The 15,233-nt window shown below is 32.3% G+C and carries 14 protein-coding genes; 9 read left to right on the forward strand and 5 right to left on the reverse strand.

Annotated features, from left to right (window positions below; genetic code table 11):
- Nucleotides 1-59: 59 nt before the first annotated feature.
- The 4 genes from Q0U66_RS01700 to Q0U66_RS01715 form a co-directional block, all read right to left on the reverse strand.
- Nucleotides 60-1,235, reverse strand: a complete 1,176-nt coding sequence (locus tag Q0U66_RS01700; protein WP_297376833.1) for a BMP family ABC transporter substrate-binding protein — start codon at nt 1,233-1,235, stop codon at nt 60-62.
- Nucleotides 1,236-1,457: 222 nt separating this feature from the next.
- Complete coding sequence (locus Q0U66_RS01705) at nt 1,458-2,414, reverse strand: ABC transporter permease (RefSeq protein ID WP_297376835.1); 957 nt, start codon at nt 2,412-2,414, stop codon at nt 1,458-1,460.
- Nucleotides 2,414-3,574, reverse strand: coding sequence for an ABC transporter permease (locus Q0U66_RS01710; protein WP_297376837.1), 1,161 nt, complete (start codon nt 3,572-3,574; stop codon nt 2,414-2,416). The genes Q0U66_RS01705 and Q0U66_RS01710 overlap by 1 nt, the downstream gene beginning before the upstream one ends.
- Nucleotides 3,567-5,105: an ABC transporter ATP-binding protein gene (locus Q0U66_RS01715; RefSeq protein WP_297376840.1), complete on the reverse strand. Its 1,539-nt coding sequence runs from the start codon at nt 5,103-5,105 to the stop codon at nt 3,567-3,569. Before Q0U66_RS01715 ends, Q0U66_RS01710 begins: the two co-directional genes overlap by 8 nt.
- Nucleotides 5,106-5,403: 298 nt before the next feature.
- Between Q0U66_RS01715 and holA the strand changes: the two genes are divergently transcribed.
- The 3 genes from holA (at nt 5,404) to Q0U66_RS01730 (ending at nt 8,879) form a co-directional block, all read left to right on the forward strand.
- On the forward strand, nt 5,404-6,429 hold the full coding sequence (gene holA / locus Q0U66_RS01720; RefSeq protein ID WP_297376842.1) for a DNA polymerase III subunit delta: 1,026 nt from the start codon (nt 5,404-5,406) through the stop codon (nt 6,427-6,429).
- A 145-nt stretch (nt 6,430-6,574) separates the two neighbouring features.
- Nucleotides 6,575-7,381: a pur operon repressor gene (gene purR / locus Q0U66_RS01725; protein WP_297376845.1), complete on the forward strand. Its 807-nt coding sequence runs from the start codon at nt 6,575-6,577 to the stop codon at nt 7,379-7,381.
- A gap of 142 nt (nt 7,382-7,523) precedes the next feature.
- Nucleotides 7,524-8,879, forward strand: coding sequence for an NCS2 family permease (locus tag Q0U66_RS01730; RefSeq protein WP_297376847.1), 1,356 nt, complete (start codon nt 7,524-7,526; stop codon nt 8,877-8,879).
- Between the two features lie 128 nt (nt 8,880-9,007).
- On the opposite strand, the gene rpsT is transcribed toward Q0U66_RS01730, so the two are convergent.
- A complete protein-coding gene (gene rpsT, locus Q0U66_RS01735; RefSeq protein ID WP_103981307.1) occupies nt 9,008-9,274 on the reverse strand; it encodes a 30S ribosomal protein S20 in 267 nt (88 codons plus the stop codon).
- Nucleotides 9,275-9,439: 165 nt separating this feature from the next.
- On the opposite strand from rpsT, the gene lepB (Q0U66_RS01740) reads away from it, so the two are divergent.
- The 6 genes from lepB (Q0U66_RS01740) to grpE all read left to right on the forward strand — a co-directional run.
- Nucleotides 9,440-10,006 (forward strand): signal peptidase I, encoded by a 567-nt coding sequence (gene lepB / locus Q0U66_RS01740; protein ID WP_297376849.1) that lies wholly within the window; start codon nt 9,440-9,442, stop codon nt 10,004-10,006.
- Entirely contained in the window at nt 10,006-10,548 is a 543-nt protein-coding gene (lepB, locus tag Q0U66_RS01745) for a signal peptidase I (RefSeq protein WP_297376851.1), read from the forward strand. Before lepB (Q0U66_RS01740) ends, lepB (Q0U66_RS01745) begins: the two co-directional genes overlap by 1 nt.
- Nucleotides 10,549-10,571: 23 nt before the next feature.
- The gene (gene lepA / locus Q0U66_RS01750; protein ID WP_297376853.1) at nt 10,572-12,383 is read left to right on the forward strand and encodes a translation elongation factor 4; all 1,812 of its coding nucleotides are present in this window, start codon (nt 10,572-10,574) and stop codon (nt 12,381-12,383) included.
- A 12-nt stretch (nt 12,384-12,395) separates the two neighbouring features.
- The gene (locus Q0U66_RS01755; protein WP_297376855.1) at nt 12,396-13,517 is read left to right on the forward strand and encodes a hypothetical protein; all 1,122 of its coding nucleotides are present in this window, start codon (nt 12,396-12,398) and stop codon (nt 13,515-13,517) included.
- A gap of 161 nt (nt 13,518-13,678) precedes the next feature.
- Nucleotides 13,679-14,698 carry a heat-inducible transcriptional repressor HrcA gene (gene hrcA / locus Q0U66_RS01760; protein WP_297376857.1) on the forward strand — a complete coding sequence of 340 codons (1,020 nt, stop codon included), beginning with the start codon at nt 13,679-13,681 and terminating at the stop codon, nt 14,696-14,698.
- 2 nt (nt 14,699-14,700) lie between these two features.
- The coding region (grpE, locus tag Q0U66_RS01765; RefSeq protein ID WP_297376859.1) for a nucleotide exchange factor GrpE at nt 14,701-15,233 on the forward strand (533 nt) is incomplete at its 3' end.

Consider the following 15,233-nt stretch of genomic DNA (forward strand, 5'->3'; position numbering starts at 1 on the left):
ATATAAAAAGCGTGTGGATTATCCACACGCTTTATAATCTTAGTAATTAATTTATTTTATTAGTTTTCGATATATTTAATTGTTGTTGCGCCCATCTTATCTGCAAATGATTCTGGGTTTGCATTTGAAATATCGTTAGGAATGTTGTCTGTTACACCATCAACATTATCAACTAATTTCTTGTAAATTTCGTCATATTGTTCTTTTGTGAATGTTTTGAATCTTGAGAAGTCTTCAGAAATTTGAACACCTTCTGTTTCAACACCGTGAACTTGAGCTTGTCCACCCTTGAATTGACCTTCAACAGCTTCTTTTGTTGCTAGGTATACTGAACCTTGTAAGTTCTTCATAGCTGATGTGATAACTTCTTGACCCATATCTTTTTGGTCTACGTCAACACCAATCATAACAGCTTTGTTATCTTGAGCAGCTTTAAGTACTGATGAACCAATACCACCACCACAAGAGAAGATTACTTCAGTTCCTTCTTGGAACCATGATGATGCCATTGTTTGGATTTCTGGTTTAGCTTCGAATGAACCTGTATAGTTGTATTTAACTTCTACTTTTGTTCCTAATTCTTCTGCTGCGTGGTTAGCACCTGCTATAAATCCAAATCCGAATTTAATAACTGCTGGTACTGCTACCCCACCCATGAAACCTAATTTTGTGTAACCATCTTTAACTGCTGCATAACCTGCTAAGAAACCTGATTGTTCTTCTTTATATAAAACAGCTGTTGTGTTTTCAGCGATTTTTACTTCTGTCTTACTTATTTTTGGTTCAAAGTCAACTGCTATAAACTTAATTTCTGGATGTTCAGATTGAGCTTGACCTACAGCTTCCTCGAATAGGTAACCAGGTGTTACAACAATTTTTGCTCCAGCTGCTATAGCTTGATCAATAGCTTGTTTATAAATTTGTTTACCTTCACCAGCTGGTCTTAAGTAGTTAGCTTTTACGCCAGCTTCTTTAGCGAATTGTTCTAAATCTTCAAATGAACCTTGGTTAAATGACTTGTCATCGATTGTACCTAAGTCTGTGATTAGGTATAATGAATTGTCATCTAATTCCATTTTACCTGCTTCTGCACCAGTTTCTTTACCGGTTTCTTTACCGGTTTCTGTACCTGTTTCTTTTACAGTTTCTTTACCAGTTTCCTTACCACCATTTGAACATGCAACTAATGATAATACTAGTACTAAAGCCAATAATAGAGATAAAACTCTCTTCATATTCATGTTTTTTCCTCCTAGAAAATTACAATGTTTTATAAAGCATCTCTGCCTAGTTTACTAAGATTCTTTACATAATATATTATAGCATAAGCAATTTTTTTTGTCATTAAATGTAAGTGTTTACAAAGGAATTATTAAAAATATTTAACTGTAAAAACGTCTCAAAATAGACAAAAAAAGACCAAGATAAATTAGCATCTTGGTCTTAAAAATTTTATTTTATCTCTTACCCTTATCAAATGGTACACCTGCAGCAGATGGAGCTGCTGACTTTTTAGATGTAAATACTAGGGCAAGTATTGTTACAATATAAGGCATTATTTGGTATACAACTTGAGGAATATTTAAGTTTGCTAGGAATGGTATGCCTGTGTAAGCAGCTGATACGGCTTTCAATAAACCGAAGAAGAAGGCTGCTAAAGCAATATATCCTGGCTTCCATTGACCAAATATCAATACAGCTATAGCTAAGAAACCGTAACCGGCTACTGAAGCGTTAAATTCTGTTGATATTGGAATGATATAAACTAATCCACCAAGTCCACCTAAGGCTCCTGATATTAAAACACCTGACCATCTGATACCTTTAACAGATACACCGGCTGCATCAGTTGCTTGAGGGAATTCACCAGCTGATCTTAATCTTAGTCCAAATGCTGTCTTGTAGATTACTAATGAAGCTATTATTAATATAGCGAATCCTATATAAGTAGTAATATAAGCGTTTTGGAAAAGTATCGGTCCAATAAATGGAAGGTCACCTAATACTGGAACTTTATCTATTCTAAATGCACCTGTAAAAGCAATTTGTTGGATACCTACCATTGATCTTGCTATGAAAATAGAGAATGCTGGGGCAAACATATTTATAGCTGTACCTGAAATTGTTTGGTCAGCTAACATATTTATAGAAGCAAAAGCATGTAGTGATGAATATATAATTCCAGCTACAATTGCTAGAAGCATTGCAATAAATAAGTTGAATTGTGTATTTCCAGTTTCTCCGCCTGAAAAGTGTAGGTAAATAGTACCAGCAAAGGCGCCCATTACCATGATACCTTCAAGTCCAATGTTTATTACCCCTGATCTTTCTGAGAACATAGCTGCTAAAGCTACTATTAATAGGGGAATTGAGAAGTACATAGTTTGTTGTAATAAGAAATATAAAGCGTTCATTATTTATCTCCTCCTTCCACTACTTCATCGGTTTTATCAAGGTTTGGAGCTGTTGTATTTTCTATAGTTTCAGCGTTGATATTTGAACCTTCGTCCTTATTTTTCTTGCTTAATAATTGCCTAAATAATACAGATAAGGCTGATACATAAAGTATAAATGAAATAACCATTGTGATTAATTCAGGAGCATAACCATATGTTTGTATTGCTTGACCACCCATTTTTAGGTAAGAAATCAGTGCTGTTGATAAGAATACACCAACAGGTTCATTTAATCCTAATAGAGCAATGGCTATACCATCAAAACCTTCCGCTGGGATAACTTCTTGTACTGTTAAGTGGTTACCAGCTCCTGATAAGTATAGGGAAGCTCCACCAAAACCAGCAAGAGCGCCAGCTATTGCCATTGATAATACTATAGCTTTATTTTCGTTAACACCAGCATATTTAGCTGCATGTCTATTTAATCCAACTCCCTTTAATTCATAACCAAAGGTAGTTTTCTTTAATATAATATAAATAATAATAACTGCTATTACTCCTAGGATAAATCCACCACCAGAAATTGTTCCAGGGAAAATTTTATCTAAGCCCATCTTAGGTATATGCGTTTCAATCGACACTGTATTGTTGTGTAATTGGTTATATAGACCTAATCTTTTAATTAAATAGTTAACTAAATACATGGATGAATAGTTAAGCATGATAGATGTGATAACTTCGTTAACATTTCTATAAGCCTTTAAGGCACCTACTATGGCCCCCATTAAAGCTCCACCTATACCAGCAACTAAGAAAGCAACTATCCATAAAACACTTGGACTTACACTTGCTTCTAATTTAGCTGATACTAGGATTGCTAAAAATCCACCAACTAGGAATTGACCAGAAGCACCAATGTTAAATAGTCCAGTTTGGTAACCAAAGGCTACTGATAAACCGGTGAATAACAATGGTGTCATATGGTAAAGTAAGTCACCAAATCCTGTTAAACCACGTGTAAAAGGTCCTTGGAAAAATTTAGGTATAGCATTTGCTGCTTGTTCTGGATTAGTTGCTACTATTACTATAATACCAACAACTAAACCTATTAATACTGCTATTATTGAAGGGGCAGCGGCTCTAAATATACCGGCTCCTTTTTTATGTTTATTAGTCATTTACTTTAACCTCCATACGCTTTGCACCAGACATATAAAGACCTAGTTCTTGTTCTGTAGTTGTACTTGGAGTAACTTCAGCTACTATTTGACCTTCGTACATAACTAAGATTCTATCGGAAATACCTAGCACTTCATTTAGTTCAAATGATATTAGCAAAACACCCTTTCCGTTATTTCTATCGTCTATAAGTCTGCTATGGATATATTCTATAGCACCAACGTCTAAACCACGAGTTGGTTGAACAGCTATAAGTAGATCATGAGGTCTTTCAATCTCTCTAGCTACTATAGCTTTTTGTTGGTTACCACCAGACATTGAACGAGTAATTGTGTCTGGTCCCTTACCTGCTCTAACATCATATTGGTCAATCAATACTTCAGAATAATTTCTAACTTCATCAAATTTGATGAAGCCACCATTTTGGAAGGCTGGTTCGAAGTATTGTTGTAATACCATATTTTTTTGTAGGTCATAATCTAGGATTAAACCATGTTTATGTCTATCTTCTGGGATATGGGATAGACCATGGGTATTTCTAAATCTTATATTTTTCTTTGAAATATCTTCATTGTTTAATTCAATAGTACCTGTGTAATTGTCAATAAGACCTGAAAGTGATTCAACTAATTCTGATTGACCATTTCCATCTATACCGGCTATACATACAATTTCTCCAGCCCTTACATCAAAGTTAAGACCCTTTAGTTCTTTTTGACCAGCTAAAGTATGGTCGATTGTCAAGTCTCTTACTCTAAGAACTCTGTCACCTAGTTTAGGAGTACCAAGTTCAAAGTTTAAATCAACCTTACGTCCAACCATCATTTCTGACATTTCTTCAACTGATACTGAAGATACAGGGACTGTACCGATTAATCTACCTTTTCTAAGTACTGTAACGGTATCAGCTACTTCCTTGATTTCATTTAACTTGTGGGTGATAAATATGATTGATTTACCTTCAGCAACAAGTTTTTTCATTATTTGAAGTAACTCTGTGATTTCTTGTGGAGTTAAAACTGCGGTAGGTTCGTCAAATATTAAAATATCATTGTCCCTATAAAGCATCTTGATGATTTCAACTCTTTGTTGCATACCAACAGTTATGTCTTCTATTAAAGCATCTGGATCTATATTGAAATTATATCTATCAGATATTTCCATAGCCCTCTTACGAGCTTCTTTCATTTGTAATACACCACCCTTGGTTGTTTCTGCTCCTAGGACAATGTTTTCTAGAACTGTAAAATTTTGTACCAATTTAAAGTGTTGGTGCACCATACCGATACCGTATTTTGTAGCTTCATTTGGGTCGGTAATATCTACCTCTTTACCCTTAACACGGATTGTACCTGAATCAGGCTCATATAATCCGAATAAAATGGACATAAGTGTAGACTTACCAGCTCCATTTTCTCCTAACAAAGCTAAAATTTCACCTTCGTGTAGGTTGATAGTAACATCTTCGTTAGCTACAACCCCAGGGAAGGTTTTTGTGATATCGAGCATTTCAATAACTTTTTTAGTCATTTCATCCTCCGTGAATTATCTGTTGCACGTAAAAAAGTGCATTCTATACAAAATGAGTATACCACAAAAAATAGCTAAATATCTAACCAGAAATGCATTCTTTATAAAAAAAAGCCAACGCTTTCAGAGATTTTTTCTTAGAGTATAATCTAAGCCCTAAAATCAGCGACGATTTGAAATATGAAAACAATTTAAAAATTAAAAAATATTAACATTTGTCTCTTGTCGCATAAATAAAGCTAATATATATAATGTAAAATATAGAAATTTATATGCTAAAATAAGTATAGAGGTAAAAATGGATTACATAGACTTATTAAAAAACATAGACAATAACAAATTGAAAAATATAAATTTAATACATGTTGATGAACCATATTTTATGGATTTGGCAAATAAAGTTTTAATTAAAGACTTCCTAGGTGAAGAATTTATAGATTTTAATTATGAAAAAATTAATTTTTCTGATTTAGACGGAGATATATTTGATACTAGTGTTGAAACCCTGCCTTTCATGTCTGATAAAAGGCTTATTATAATTGAAGGCTTTGATATAAACAAAGATTCTTTAAAAAAGAATGAAGCTATATTAGATTTTATAAGTGAAAAATTTGAAAAATTTAATTCCTCAACCTATATCTTCTTTATATATAGGGGAGACAAGTTATTTAAAGGAAAATTTGTAAAAAATCTTATCAAACATGGTGATCTTTATACATTCACAAGGTTAGATAAAAATAAATTTACTTCATTTGTTCAAAAATACTTTTTATCGAAAGGTGTAAGGTTAGATTTTAGGTCAACAAGTTTGATAGTTGATAGACTCAGATATCTTGATAGGGATGCAAGTAAAAATTTATTTGAGGTTGAAAACGAATTAAATAAATTAGCTAACAATATTAAGTCAAGCCAGCCTTCTTATGATGAAATAGAAGAATCTATCATAGATAGCTTTGAAGAAAAAATCTTTGGCTTGCTTGATTACATGTCTGCTAAAGATCCGGTAAAAGCTTTATCAGCCTATAAAACCATGGATGGTGAAGATAAGGTCATGATATATTTCATGATTATAAGGCAGATAAGAAATATGATTTGTGTAAAGGATTGTGAACAGAAAAGAATTAACATGCAAACAGGTCAGTCATATTGTGGACTTGGAAATTACGAATATGGAAAACTCCAAAGATTTGTAAGAAGATTTGAAATGGATGATTTATTAAAAATCCACCATCTTTGCTATGAAGGTGAAGAAATGAGGAAGACCTCAAAAAGAACCATGGATGAAATAATCACTAGAATAATATTAGAATTTTGTATAGCCTAAGAACAAGCTCTCAAGTATGAGCTTGTTTTTTTGTTTTTATATATGATTGATATGAATAAGAAGAAAGCTGACTTTAATAAAAAACTAGAAAAACACGAACAATTCATCTATAATATATTTAATATTCGTAAAAGAGGTAGATAAAATGAAAAGAAGTGTAAGAATAGTTGAAATAACAAGAACTTTATTAAGTAATCCAAATACGATAATTCCTCTTGGGGAATTTACCCAAAAATTTAATTGTGCGAAGTCCTCTATAAGTGAAGATATCGCTATAGTAAAGGAAACTTTTGACTTAAATAAAGCAGGTTTAATTGAGACGGTTTCTGGGATAAATGGAGGAGTTAGATATATAACAGATATTTCTGAAGAAGAGGAAAAAATATATATAAATGAGTTGATAGATGAGTTAAATGATCCAAAGAGAATTCTTCCTGGGGGCTATTTTTATCTATCAGATATAATTACAAATCCTGTTTATTTGAAAAAAATAGGAAGAATAATTGCCAGCAGGCATAAATTTGATGAAATTGACTATGTTCTTACGATTGCTACAAAAGGCATAAGTCTAGCTCAAGCTATAGCCTATGAACTGGGGATTCCTATTGTGATTGCGAGAAAAGAATCTAAAATTACTGAGGGTTCAACTGTTTCTGTGAAATATAGGTCTCAGTCAAGTCCTAACCTAGTTAAAAATATGGAAGTTGGTAGAGATAGTATAAAATCTGGTTCTAAAGTGTTAATAGTAGATGATTTCTTTAGGGGTGGAGGCTCTATCAATGGACTGGCTTCACTTGTTGAAATATTTGAATCAGAAACTCTTGCAGCTTATGTCTTATGCGAATACAAGGACAAGGGACTTGTACAAAAAATACATACAAAATCACTAATCCAGATAGAATCGATGGACATGGATAGCGGGAAATTAGTTTTAAAAGCAGGTACAATTTAGTATTAAATTAAAATAATTAAATAAATTCAAACAAAACACGAACTATTATAAAACATAATTGAATATAGTTCGTGTTTATTATATAATTTTTATAGATTAATGATATTACTTCAATATCATTAAAATTTATTTGGAGGGATTTATGGAAAAGTTTTTTAAACTAAAGGAGAATAATACTAATATCTCTAAGGAAATTATTGCTGGAATTACAACATTCTTTGCCATGTCATATATAATCATAGTTAATCCAACTATGTTGGCAGAGTCTGGTATGCCATGGGGTGCTGTATTCTTATCTACAATTATAGCGTCAGTAATCGGGACCCTAGTAATGGCCTTGGTTGCGAATGTTCCTTATGCCCAAGCTCCAGGAATGGGACTAAATGCATTTTTTGTTTACACTGTATGTTTCCAATTAGGATTTACCTGGCAACAAGCCTTGTCAATGGTATTTATTTGTGGAATTATCAATATTTTAATTACAGTTACAAAAGTAAGGAAGGTGATTATAACAGCCATTCCTAAGTATTTACAAAATGCAATTGGTGGTGGTATTGGTATTTTTATAGCCTATCTAGGATTCTTAAATGTTGGACTTATAAATTTTGAATCAGGTGTGCCAGCCTTATCTACCATCAATAATTCAGGCTTATATGTATTTTTAATTGGATTATTTGTGACAGTTATATTGTATTTATTAAATGTGAAAGGAAGTATTTTTATAGGAATTATATTGACAGCTCTTATAGGAATACCTTTTGGAGTAACGACAACTGCAAATACAATGGGCTTTAGTGAAGCCTTATCACAATTACCACAAACCTTTGGGGTGATTTTTACAAGTGAAGGACTTCCTTCATTATTTACAGATTTAACAAAATTACCTTTAGTACTTATTACTATATTTGCATTTTCAATGTCTGATACATTTGACACTATCGGTACTTTTATAGGTACAGGTATAAGAACAGGAATATTCTCAGAAGAAGATACTAGAGCCTTAGAAAACAATCCAGGTTTCTCTTCGAAAATGGACAAGGCGCTATTTGCTGATGCTACAGCTACTTCAATAGGGGCAGTATTTGGTACATCAAATACAACTACTTATGTGGAGTCAGCAGCAGGAATAGGGGCGGGTGGAAGAACTGGTCTTACTTCAGTAGTGACCTCTATTTGTTTTATATTGAGTGCATTTTTCGCAAAATATATTTCAGCTATTCCAAATCAAGCAACTGCGCCAGCCTTGATTATAGTTGGATTCTTGATGATTGCTTCATTTTCTGATATCAAATGGGAAGATATTGATCAAGCCATACCAGCATTTTTTGCAGCTGCATTTATGGCCTTATCATATAGCATTTCATATGGTATAGCTACAGGTTTTATATTCCACTGTTTAGTACAAACAGTAAGAGGTAAGGCAAGAGAAACTCATCCAATTATCTGGATAGTTGCAGGATTATTTATATTAAACTTTGTTTTATTAGCTGTCTTATAAAATATTCAAATTTGATTCATCTGTTGGGTATATTATCCAGCAGATGTTTTTTTTTGTATGGTTTTATTGTATGTAAAAACCCTCCTTCCAGATTCTGGATGGAGGGTTTAGATTTCTAGCTATATTTATTAAGCTTGAGCTTTGTTTAATTTGCTTGCTAATTTGCTTAAATCTCTTGAAGCTTTGTTTTCATGAATTACATTTTTAGATACAGCTTTCTTTAGCTTTTTATCTAAAGTTTTTAATAATTCTTGTGCATCTTCTAGTCTTTCTTCTTCAACAGCCTTATCAAATTTCTTTACTAATGTTTTTAATTCGCTTTTCTTTGATTTGTTTTCAGCTGTTTGTCTTTTAGTAACATCTATTCTTTTAATAGCTGACTTAATATTTGCCATTGCATACCTCCTATAAAATAGTCTTAAATAACATCATTAAGTATACCAGAAGACTTTTTAAAAAGCAAGAAAAAATAAAAGCTGCCTATAAAAATAATCTTAAAAATGTTATAATAGGTTTATTAATGAAAAAAATAAGAAAATTACGAAAGATAGGACAAAGACATGAATAGAGATAGTGAAATACTTATTGAAGAAAGTTTAGACCAGATAAATAAAAAACCAAATCCTATATGGGAGTGGACAAAATCGATTTTAATAGCGGTTGTAATAGCTCTTATAATTAGAGTTTTTCTATTTCAGCCTACAAGAGTCCAGGGTGAGTCCATGATACATACTCTTGAGAATGACGACAGGATTATTCTTAATAAAATATCTATGAAGATAAGTCCATTAAAAAGAGGTAATATAGTCGTTTTAAGATATGATAGAAATCAAGATTATGTTAAGAGAATAATCGGCTTGCCTGGTGAAAATATTCAAATCATAGATGGCAAGGTCTATATTAATGGTGAACTTTATGAAGAAGACTATATCACCGGGGATTACACAGATACCATTAATGGTTTTGAATGGAAATTAAATGAGGATGAGTATTTTGTACTAGGAGACAATAGGCAACCAGGTGGATCTACTGATTCTAGAGTTTTTGGACCTGTACATGTGAATTCTATAAAAGGAACTGTAAGATTTAGATATTTTCCATTCAATAGTTTCGGAGTGTTAAAATAGTGGACAGAAGTGTAGAAAGAAAGTTAAGGCATAGGAAGAATAGGCAAAAGCAAAAAAATAGAAATTTGATTAAATTAATAATCTTTTTATTCCTATTAGCTATATTTATTGTAATGCTTATAAATTCCTTTTTATTTACAGTTGTGACTGTTGATGGTGACTCCATGCAAAGGACTCTTTTTGATGGAGACAGGTTATTAGTAAAGAAGATTGGTGTAAATAAAGATGATATAAATGTAGATGATTTAGTTTACTTCAAGGGAAATGATAATAAATATTACTTAAAAAGAATTGTTGCTTTGCCAGGTGATGTAGTTGAAATTGTAAATAGCAGGTTAATTATAAATGGTATAGAAAAGACAGAAGATTACACTAGAGGAGATGCCACTCAGGCTTATGACGTAAATAAGTGGATTTTGAAGGATGATGAATTCTTTGTCTTAGGTGATAATAGGTACAAGAAAACTTCAGTAGATTCAAGGGCTTTTGGTCCAATTAATATAAAATCTATACAAGGTAAGGTTATAAGAAAGTTAAAGTGATAAGTATTTTTTGAAAGGTGATTATGGATATTAAAAAAGAAAATATAAGAAATTTTTCAATAATTGCCCATATAGACCATGGGAAATCAACCCTAGCTGATAGGTTGATTGAAGAAACTGGCTCTGTAACCCAAAGGGAGATGAGTGACAGGTTATTGGACAGTATGGATCTTGAAAAAGAAAGAGGAATTACAATTAAATTAAAGGCTGTAAAAATATTTTACGATGCCTTAGATGGTGAAAGATACATGCTAAACCTAATAGATACCCCAGGGCACGTTGACTTTAACTATGAGGTGTCTAGGTCTTTGGCTGCTTGTGAAGGCGCTTTGTTGATAGTAGATGCAAGTCAGGGGATTGAGGCTCAAACTCTTGCAAATACATATTTAGCTATGAATCAAAACTTGGAAATAGTGCCAGTTATAAATAAGATTGACCTACCTTCAGCAAGAGTAGATGAAATTAGGATGGAAATCGAAGATGTATTAGCTTTAGAAGCTAGTGAAGCACCTGCTATATCTGCTAAAGAAGGTATAAATATTAGAGATGTTTTAGAAGCTATAGTAAAAGAAATACCTGCTCCTAAAGGTAGGGATGACAATCCTCTTCAAGCTCTTATCTTTGACTCCTACTATGACACCTATAGGGGAGTTGTCATGTATGTAAGAGTAAAAGAAGGAAAGATCTATCCTGGGCAAGAAATAAAGATGATGTCAACAGGTTCTAAGTTTGAAGTTACTGAAGTGGGTTATTCCATGAGGGGGGAATTTAAAACTGATGAAATAACCGCTGGTGACGTAGGTTACGTAGTTGCTTCAATCAAGGATATCAAGCAAGCAAGAGTTGGTGATACCATTACCTCTGCCGACAATCCTGCAGCAGAGCCCCTGCCAGGTTATCAAAAAGCTTTGCCAATGGTTTATTCAGGATTATATCCGGCAGAGGGTGAATCTTACAATGATATAAGGGATGCTTTAGAAAAACTTAAGGTTAACGATGCTGCCTTAGAATTTGAACCGGAAACATCTGCAGCCCTAGGTTATGGTTTTAGAACTGGTTTCCTAGGTCTATTACACATGGAAATCATTCAAGAAAGATTAGATAGGGAATTTGGTCTAGACATTATAGCAACAGCTCCTTCAGTTATATATAGGATACATCTGAAGGACGGTAAGGTGATAGAGGTGCAAAACCCAACTGATTACCCAGACCAAACCCTGATAGATTTTGTAGAAGAACCTTTAGTAAAAGCCTCTATCATGACTCCAGAAGCTTATATTGGTCAAGTTATGGAATTATGCCAAGAAAAAAGAGGGGTATTTGAAACTATGGAATACCTAGATAAGAACTTGGTTCAAATAAAATACATTCTTCCTTTAAACGAGGTAATATATGACTTCTTTGATGCTTTAAAATCAAAAACTAGGGGATATGCATCCTTAGATTACGACTTCTACAAGTACCAAAGGTCAGACCTTGTAAGGTTAGATATATTATTAAATGGAGAACCTGTAGACGCCTTATCACTAATAGTTCATGAAGATAAGGCCTACGAAAGAGGAAGAAAAATTTCAAGCAAGTTAAAAGAAGAAATACCAAAGCATATGTTCTCTATACCTATTCAAGCAGCTATTGGTGCTAAGATAATAGCTAGAGAAACAGTTTCTGCAAATAGAAAAGACGTTATTGCTAAATGTTACGGTGGTGATATTTCTAGAAAGAGAAAGCTTCTCGAAAAACAAAAAGAAGGTAAGAAACGTATGAGATCCGTTGGTAGGGTTCAAGTGCCACAAGATGCATTCTTAGCTGTATTGAAATATGACGAAGGTGAATAATAGGAAGATTAGATGAAAAATATTGGTTTATACATTCATATACCATTCAGGATATATAAACACAACCATAGGGCTGTTTTATCCTATTTTAATAAAGATTTTTATATAAGAGATTATTTCAAGTACTTGAGAAAAGAGTTAGATTTAAGGATGAAAGATGACTACCTTATTGACTCTATCTACCTAGGAGGTGGTGATCCATCTTCTGTAAACACAGATTATATCACTGATTTACTAGACTATATTTATGAGAAATATAATGTAAGACCAGAATGTGAAAAGACTATAGAAGTAGATCCGCAAATACCAGAGATAAGAATACAAAGATATGTTGAGCATGGTATAAATAGGTTTTCAATAAAAGCCTTTACTTTTTTACAAAAAGGCCTGGATAATTTAGATTTGCTTCATAGTAAGGAAGATATCATCCATATTATTAAAGTGATTAGAAAGTTTAAGATACAAAATATTAACCTAGATATGTTCTTTGCTTATCCAGAAGAAACTTTTAAGGATATTGAAACTGACATTTCATATATCAACAAGTTGCAAGTGCCGCATGTTTCTTTTTACTCGGCTAAATCCGAGGAGGATATTATATTAACAGAAGACAATATGGAATCAAGGATAGAGGTTACAGGTATAAATGTAGAAGAAAGTGCGGAGTTTATATCTAAGAAACTACTATCTATAGGATATGAGCATTATGAATTAAACCATTACTGCAAAAAAGGATACCAGTCTTATCACAACAAAAAGTACTGGAATCTTGATGAATACCTGGGTATAGGTATGGGAGCAAGTGGCTTTATTGATAATGTTTTATACACGAATTCTTTTGAATTTGAAGATTACTTTAGGAAATTAAGATTGAATGAATTGGCCTATCAGGAAAAAGACTTATTGACTGACGAAGAAAAGTCTGTCTATTATATAATTAATAAGATGACTATGAATGAAGGTTTGGATTTAAAAGAATTTAAAAATAGGTTTGCTATAGATTTTAAAGAGAAATATAAGGATATAATTAATAAATATTTGAATGATAATCTTATAGAAATATCGGATGATATAATTAAATTTACAGACGAAGGTTTGTACTACTCCAACGAATTTTACACAAATATAATATAATTTTAGAGCGGTTAAATCTGATAAAGCAAGATATTATCAGTGTTTGATCGCTTTTTATTTTTAAAACAAAAAAAGTTAGCACTTAGACTTGACAAGTGCTAAAAGATACTCTATACTAGTATTAGCACTTGAGATAGAAGAGTGATAAAAGGAGGATATATATGGATGAAAGAAAAATAAAAATATTAAATACAATTATAAAGTCATATATAGACTCTAAAGAGCCGGTCGGTTCTAGGGCTTTGTCAAAACTACCAGAAATTGGAGTTTCGGCAGCAACTATTAGAAACGAGATGGCCGACTTAGAAGAATTAGGTTATTTGGAAAAATTGCATACATCGTCAGGTCGTATACCTTCAAATGAGGCGTATAGACAATATGTTGATGCGATTCTTACAAATAAAATACCTATAAAACATAGACCAGTAAGTATCTATGATATGTCTAACATGAGTCAATCAGAAGCTTTAGATACTATTATAGGAAATGCTATCAAAATGCTGGCTGATATAAGTGGATATACAGCTTTGGCTTTATTACCAGAGATGACAGACGTATATTTGAAATATATCAATATAGTATATTTGAGTCCTAAAGAATTAGTGATCATTTACATATATAATTCTAAGGAAGTTATTTCAGACAGTATCAGATTAAAACAACCGATTGATAGACATACTTTAGATTTAGTAAATAGTCTGTTAAATTCAAGCCTTATAAATAAGAAGAGAAGTGAAATCTTGGAAGAATTACATTCTACAACTTATGAAGTTTTAAGAAGACAACATACAGTTTTAGATGAAATTATTCCGGTTATAGAAAAGACAACCAGCTTCCATTCAGAAGATAAAGTTTTATACGAAGGTCTTGATAATATTTATACCTATAATAAGGATAGTATAGAAAATAATTTAGACTTAATAAATTATCTGAAAACTGACAATTCCTTGATGGGAATATTATCAGCAAATATGGATTCAGATCTTCAAGTTTACATAGGTGAAGAGATAGGTATAGAAGAATTCAAAGAATTTTCTATAATTACCATGACTTTTTCAAATGGTAAAGGAGTCAAGGGTAAGATTGGTATCTTGGGACCTAATAGTATGACTTATGATAAGGTTTTAGCAGATTTAACACTGATAAATAGGTATATAAATGGACATATAGAAAGAAGGTAGCTATGGCGAAAAAGGAAAAAGAGAATTTAGAAGAAGAGTTACAGGAAAATAAAGAAACAGAAAATCTAGAAAATGAAGAGATAAAAGAAGAGACTGAAGAAAAAGAAGAATCTCAGGAGCAAGATGAAGTTATTTCAGAATTAGATAAGGTGAAAGATTCCTACATTAGATTACAAGCTGATTTTGAAAACTTTAGAAGGAGAACGGAAAAGGAAAAATCTGATATATATAAGTTTGCTTCTGAAAAACTAGTAGGAAAACTTTTATCAGTATTAGACAATTTGGATAGGGCCTTAGCTGAATCGAAAGAAGATGATTCATTTACACAAGGTGTAAGTTTGGTAAGAAAAGAATTTCTTGAAATCTTACAAGCTGAAGGTCTAGAGGAAATAGAATCAGATGGAGCTGTATTTGATGCAAATTTACATCATGCAGTATTGATGGAAAAATCTGATGAAGTAGAATCCGGATCGATAATAGAAACCTTCCAAAAAGGTTATAAATTGAATGACAAAGTAATTAGACCAGCAATGGT

It is taken from the genome of uncultured Helcococcus sp. (assembly GCF_946998255.1).
Lineage (GTDB): Bacteria > Bacillota > Clostridia > Tissierellales > Peptoniphilaceae > Helcococcus.

What these genes read in the sequence shown, in the direction of transcription:
- Q0U66_RS01700 (WP_297376833.1), bottom strand. Translation starts at nt 1,235, where the DNA reads ATGAAGAGAGTTTTATCTCTATTATTGGCTTTAGTACTAGTATTATCA.
- Q0U66_RS01705 (WP_297376835.1), bottom strand. Translation starts at nt 2,414, where the DNA reads ATGAACGCTTTATATTTCTTATTACAACAAACTATGTACTTCTCAATT.
- Q0U66_RS01710 (WP_297376837.1), bottom strand. Translation starts at nt 3,574, where the DNA reads ATGACTAATAAACATAAAAAAGGAGCCGGTATATTTAGAGCCGCTGCC.
- Q0U66_RS01715 (WP_297376840.1), bottom strand. Translation starts at nt 5,105, where the DNA reads ATGACTAAAAAAGTTATTGAAATGCTCGATATCACAAAAACCTTCCCT.
- holA (WP_297376842.1), top strand. Translation starts at nt 5,404, where the DNA reads ATGGATTACATAGACTTATTAAAAAACATAGACAATAACAAATTGAAA.
- purR (WP_297376845.1), top strand. Translation starts at nt 6,575, where the DNA reads ATGAAAAGAAGTGTAAGAATAGTTGAAATAACAAGAACTTTATTAAGT.
- Q0U66_RS01730 (WP_297376847.1), top strand. Translation starts at nt 7,524, where the DNA reads ATGGAAAAGTTTTTTAAACTAAAGGAGAATAATACTAATATCTCTAAG.
- rpsT (WP_103981307.1), bottom strand. Translation starts at nt 9,274, where the DNA reads ATGGCAAATATTAAGTCAGCTATTAAAAGAATAGATGTTACTAAAAGA.
- lepB (WP_297376849.1), top strand. Translation starts at nt 9,440, where the DNA reads ATGAATAGAGATAGTGAAATACTTATTGAAGAAAGTTTAGACCAGATA.
- lepA (WP_297376853.1), top strand. Translation starts at nt 10,572, where the DNA reads ATGGATATTAAAAAAGAAAATATAAGAAATTTTTCAATAATTGCCCAT.
- Q0U66_RS01755 (WP_297376855.1), top strand. Translation starts at nt 12,396, where the DNA reads ATGAAAAATATTGGTTTATACATTCATATACCATTCAGGATATATAAA.
- hrcA (WP_297376857.1), top strand. Translation starts at nt 13,679, where the DNA reads ATGGATGAAAGAAAAATAAAAATATTAAATACAATTATAAAGTCATAT.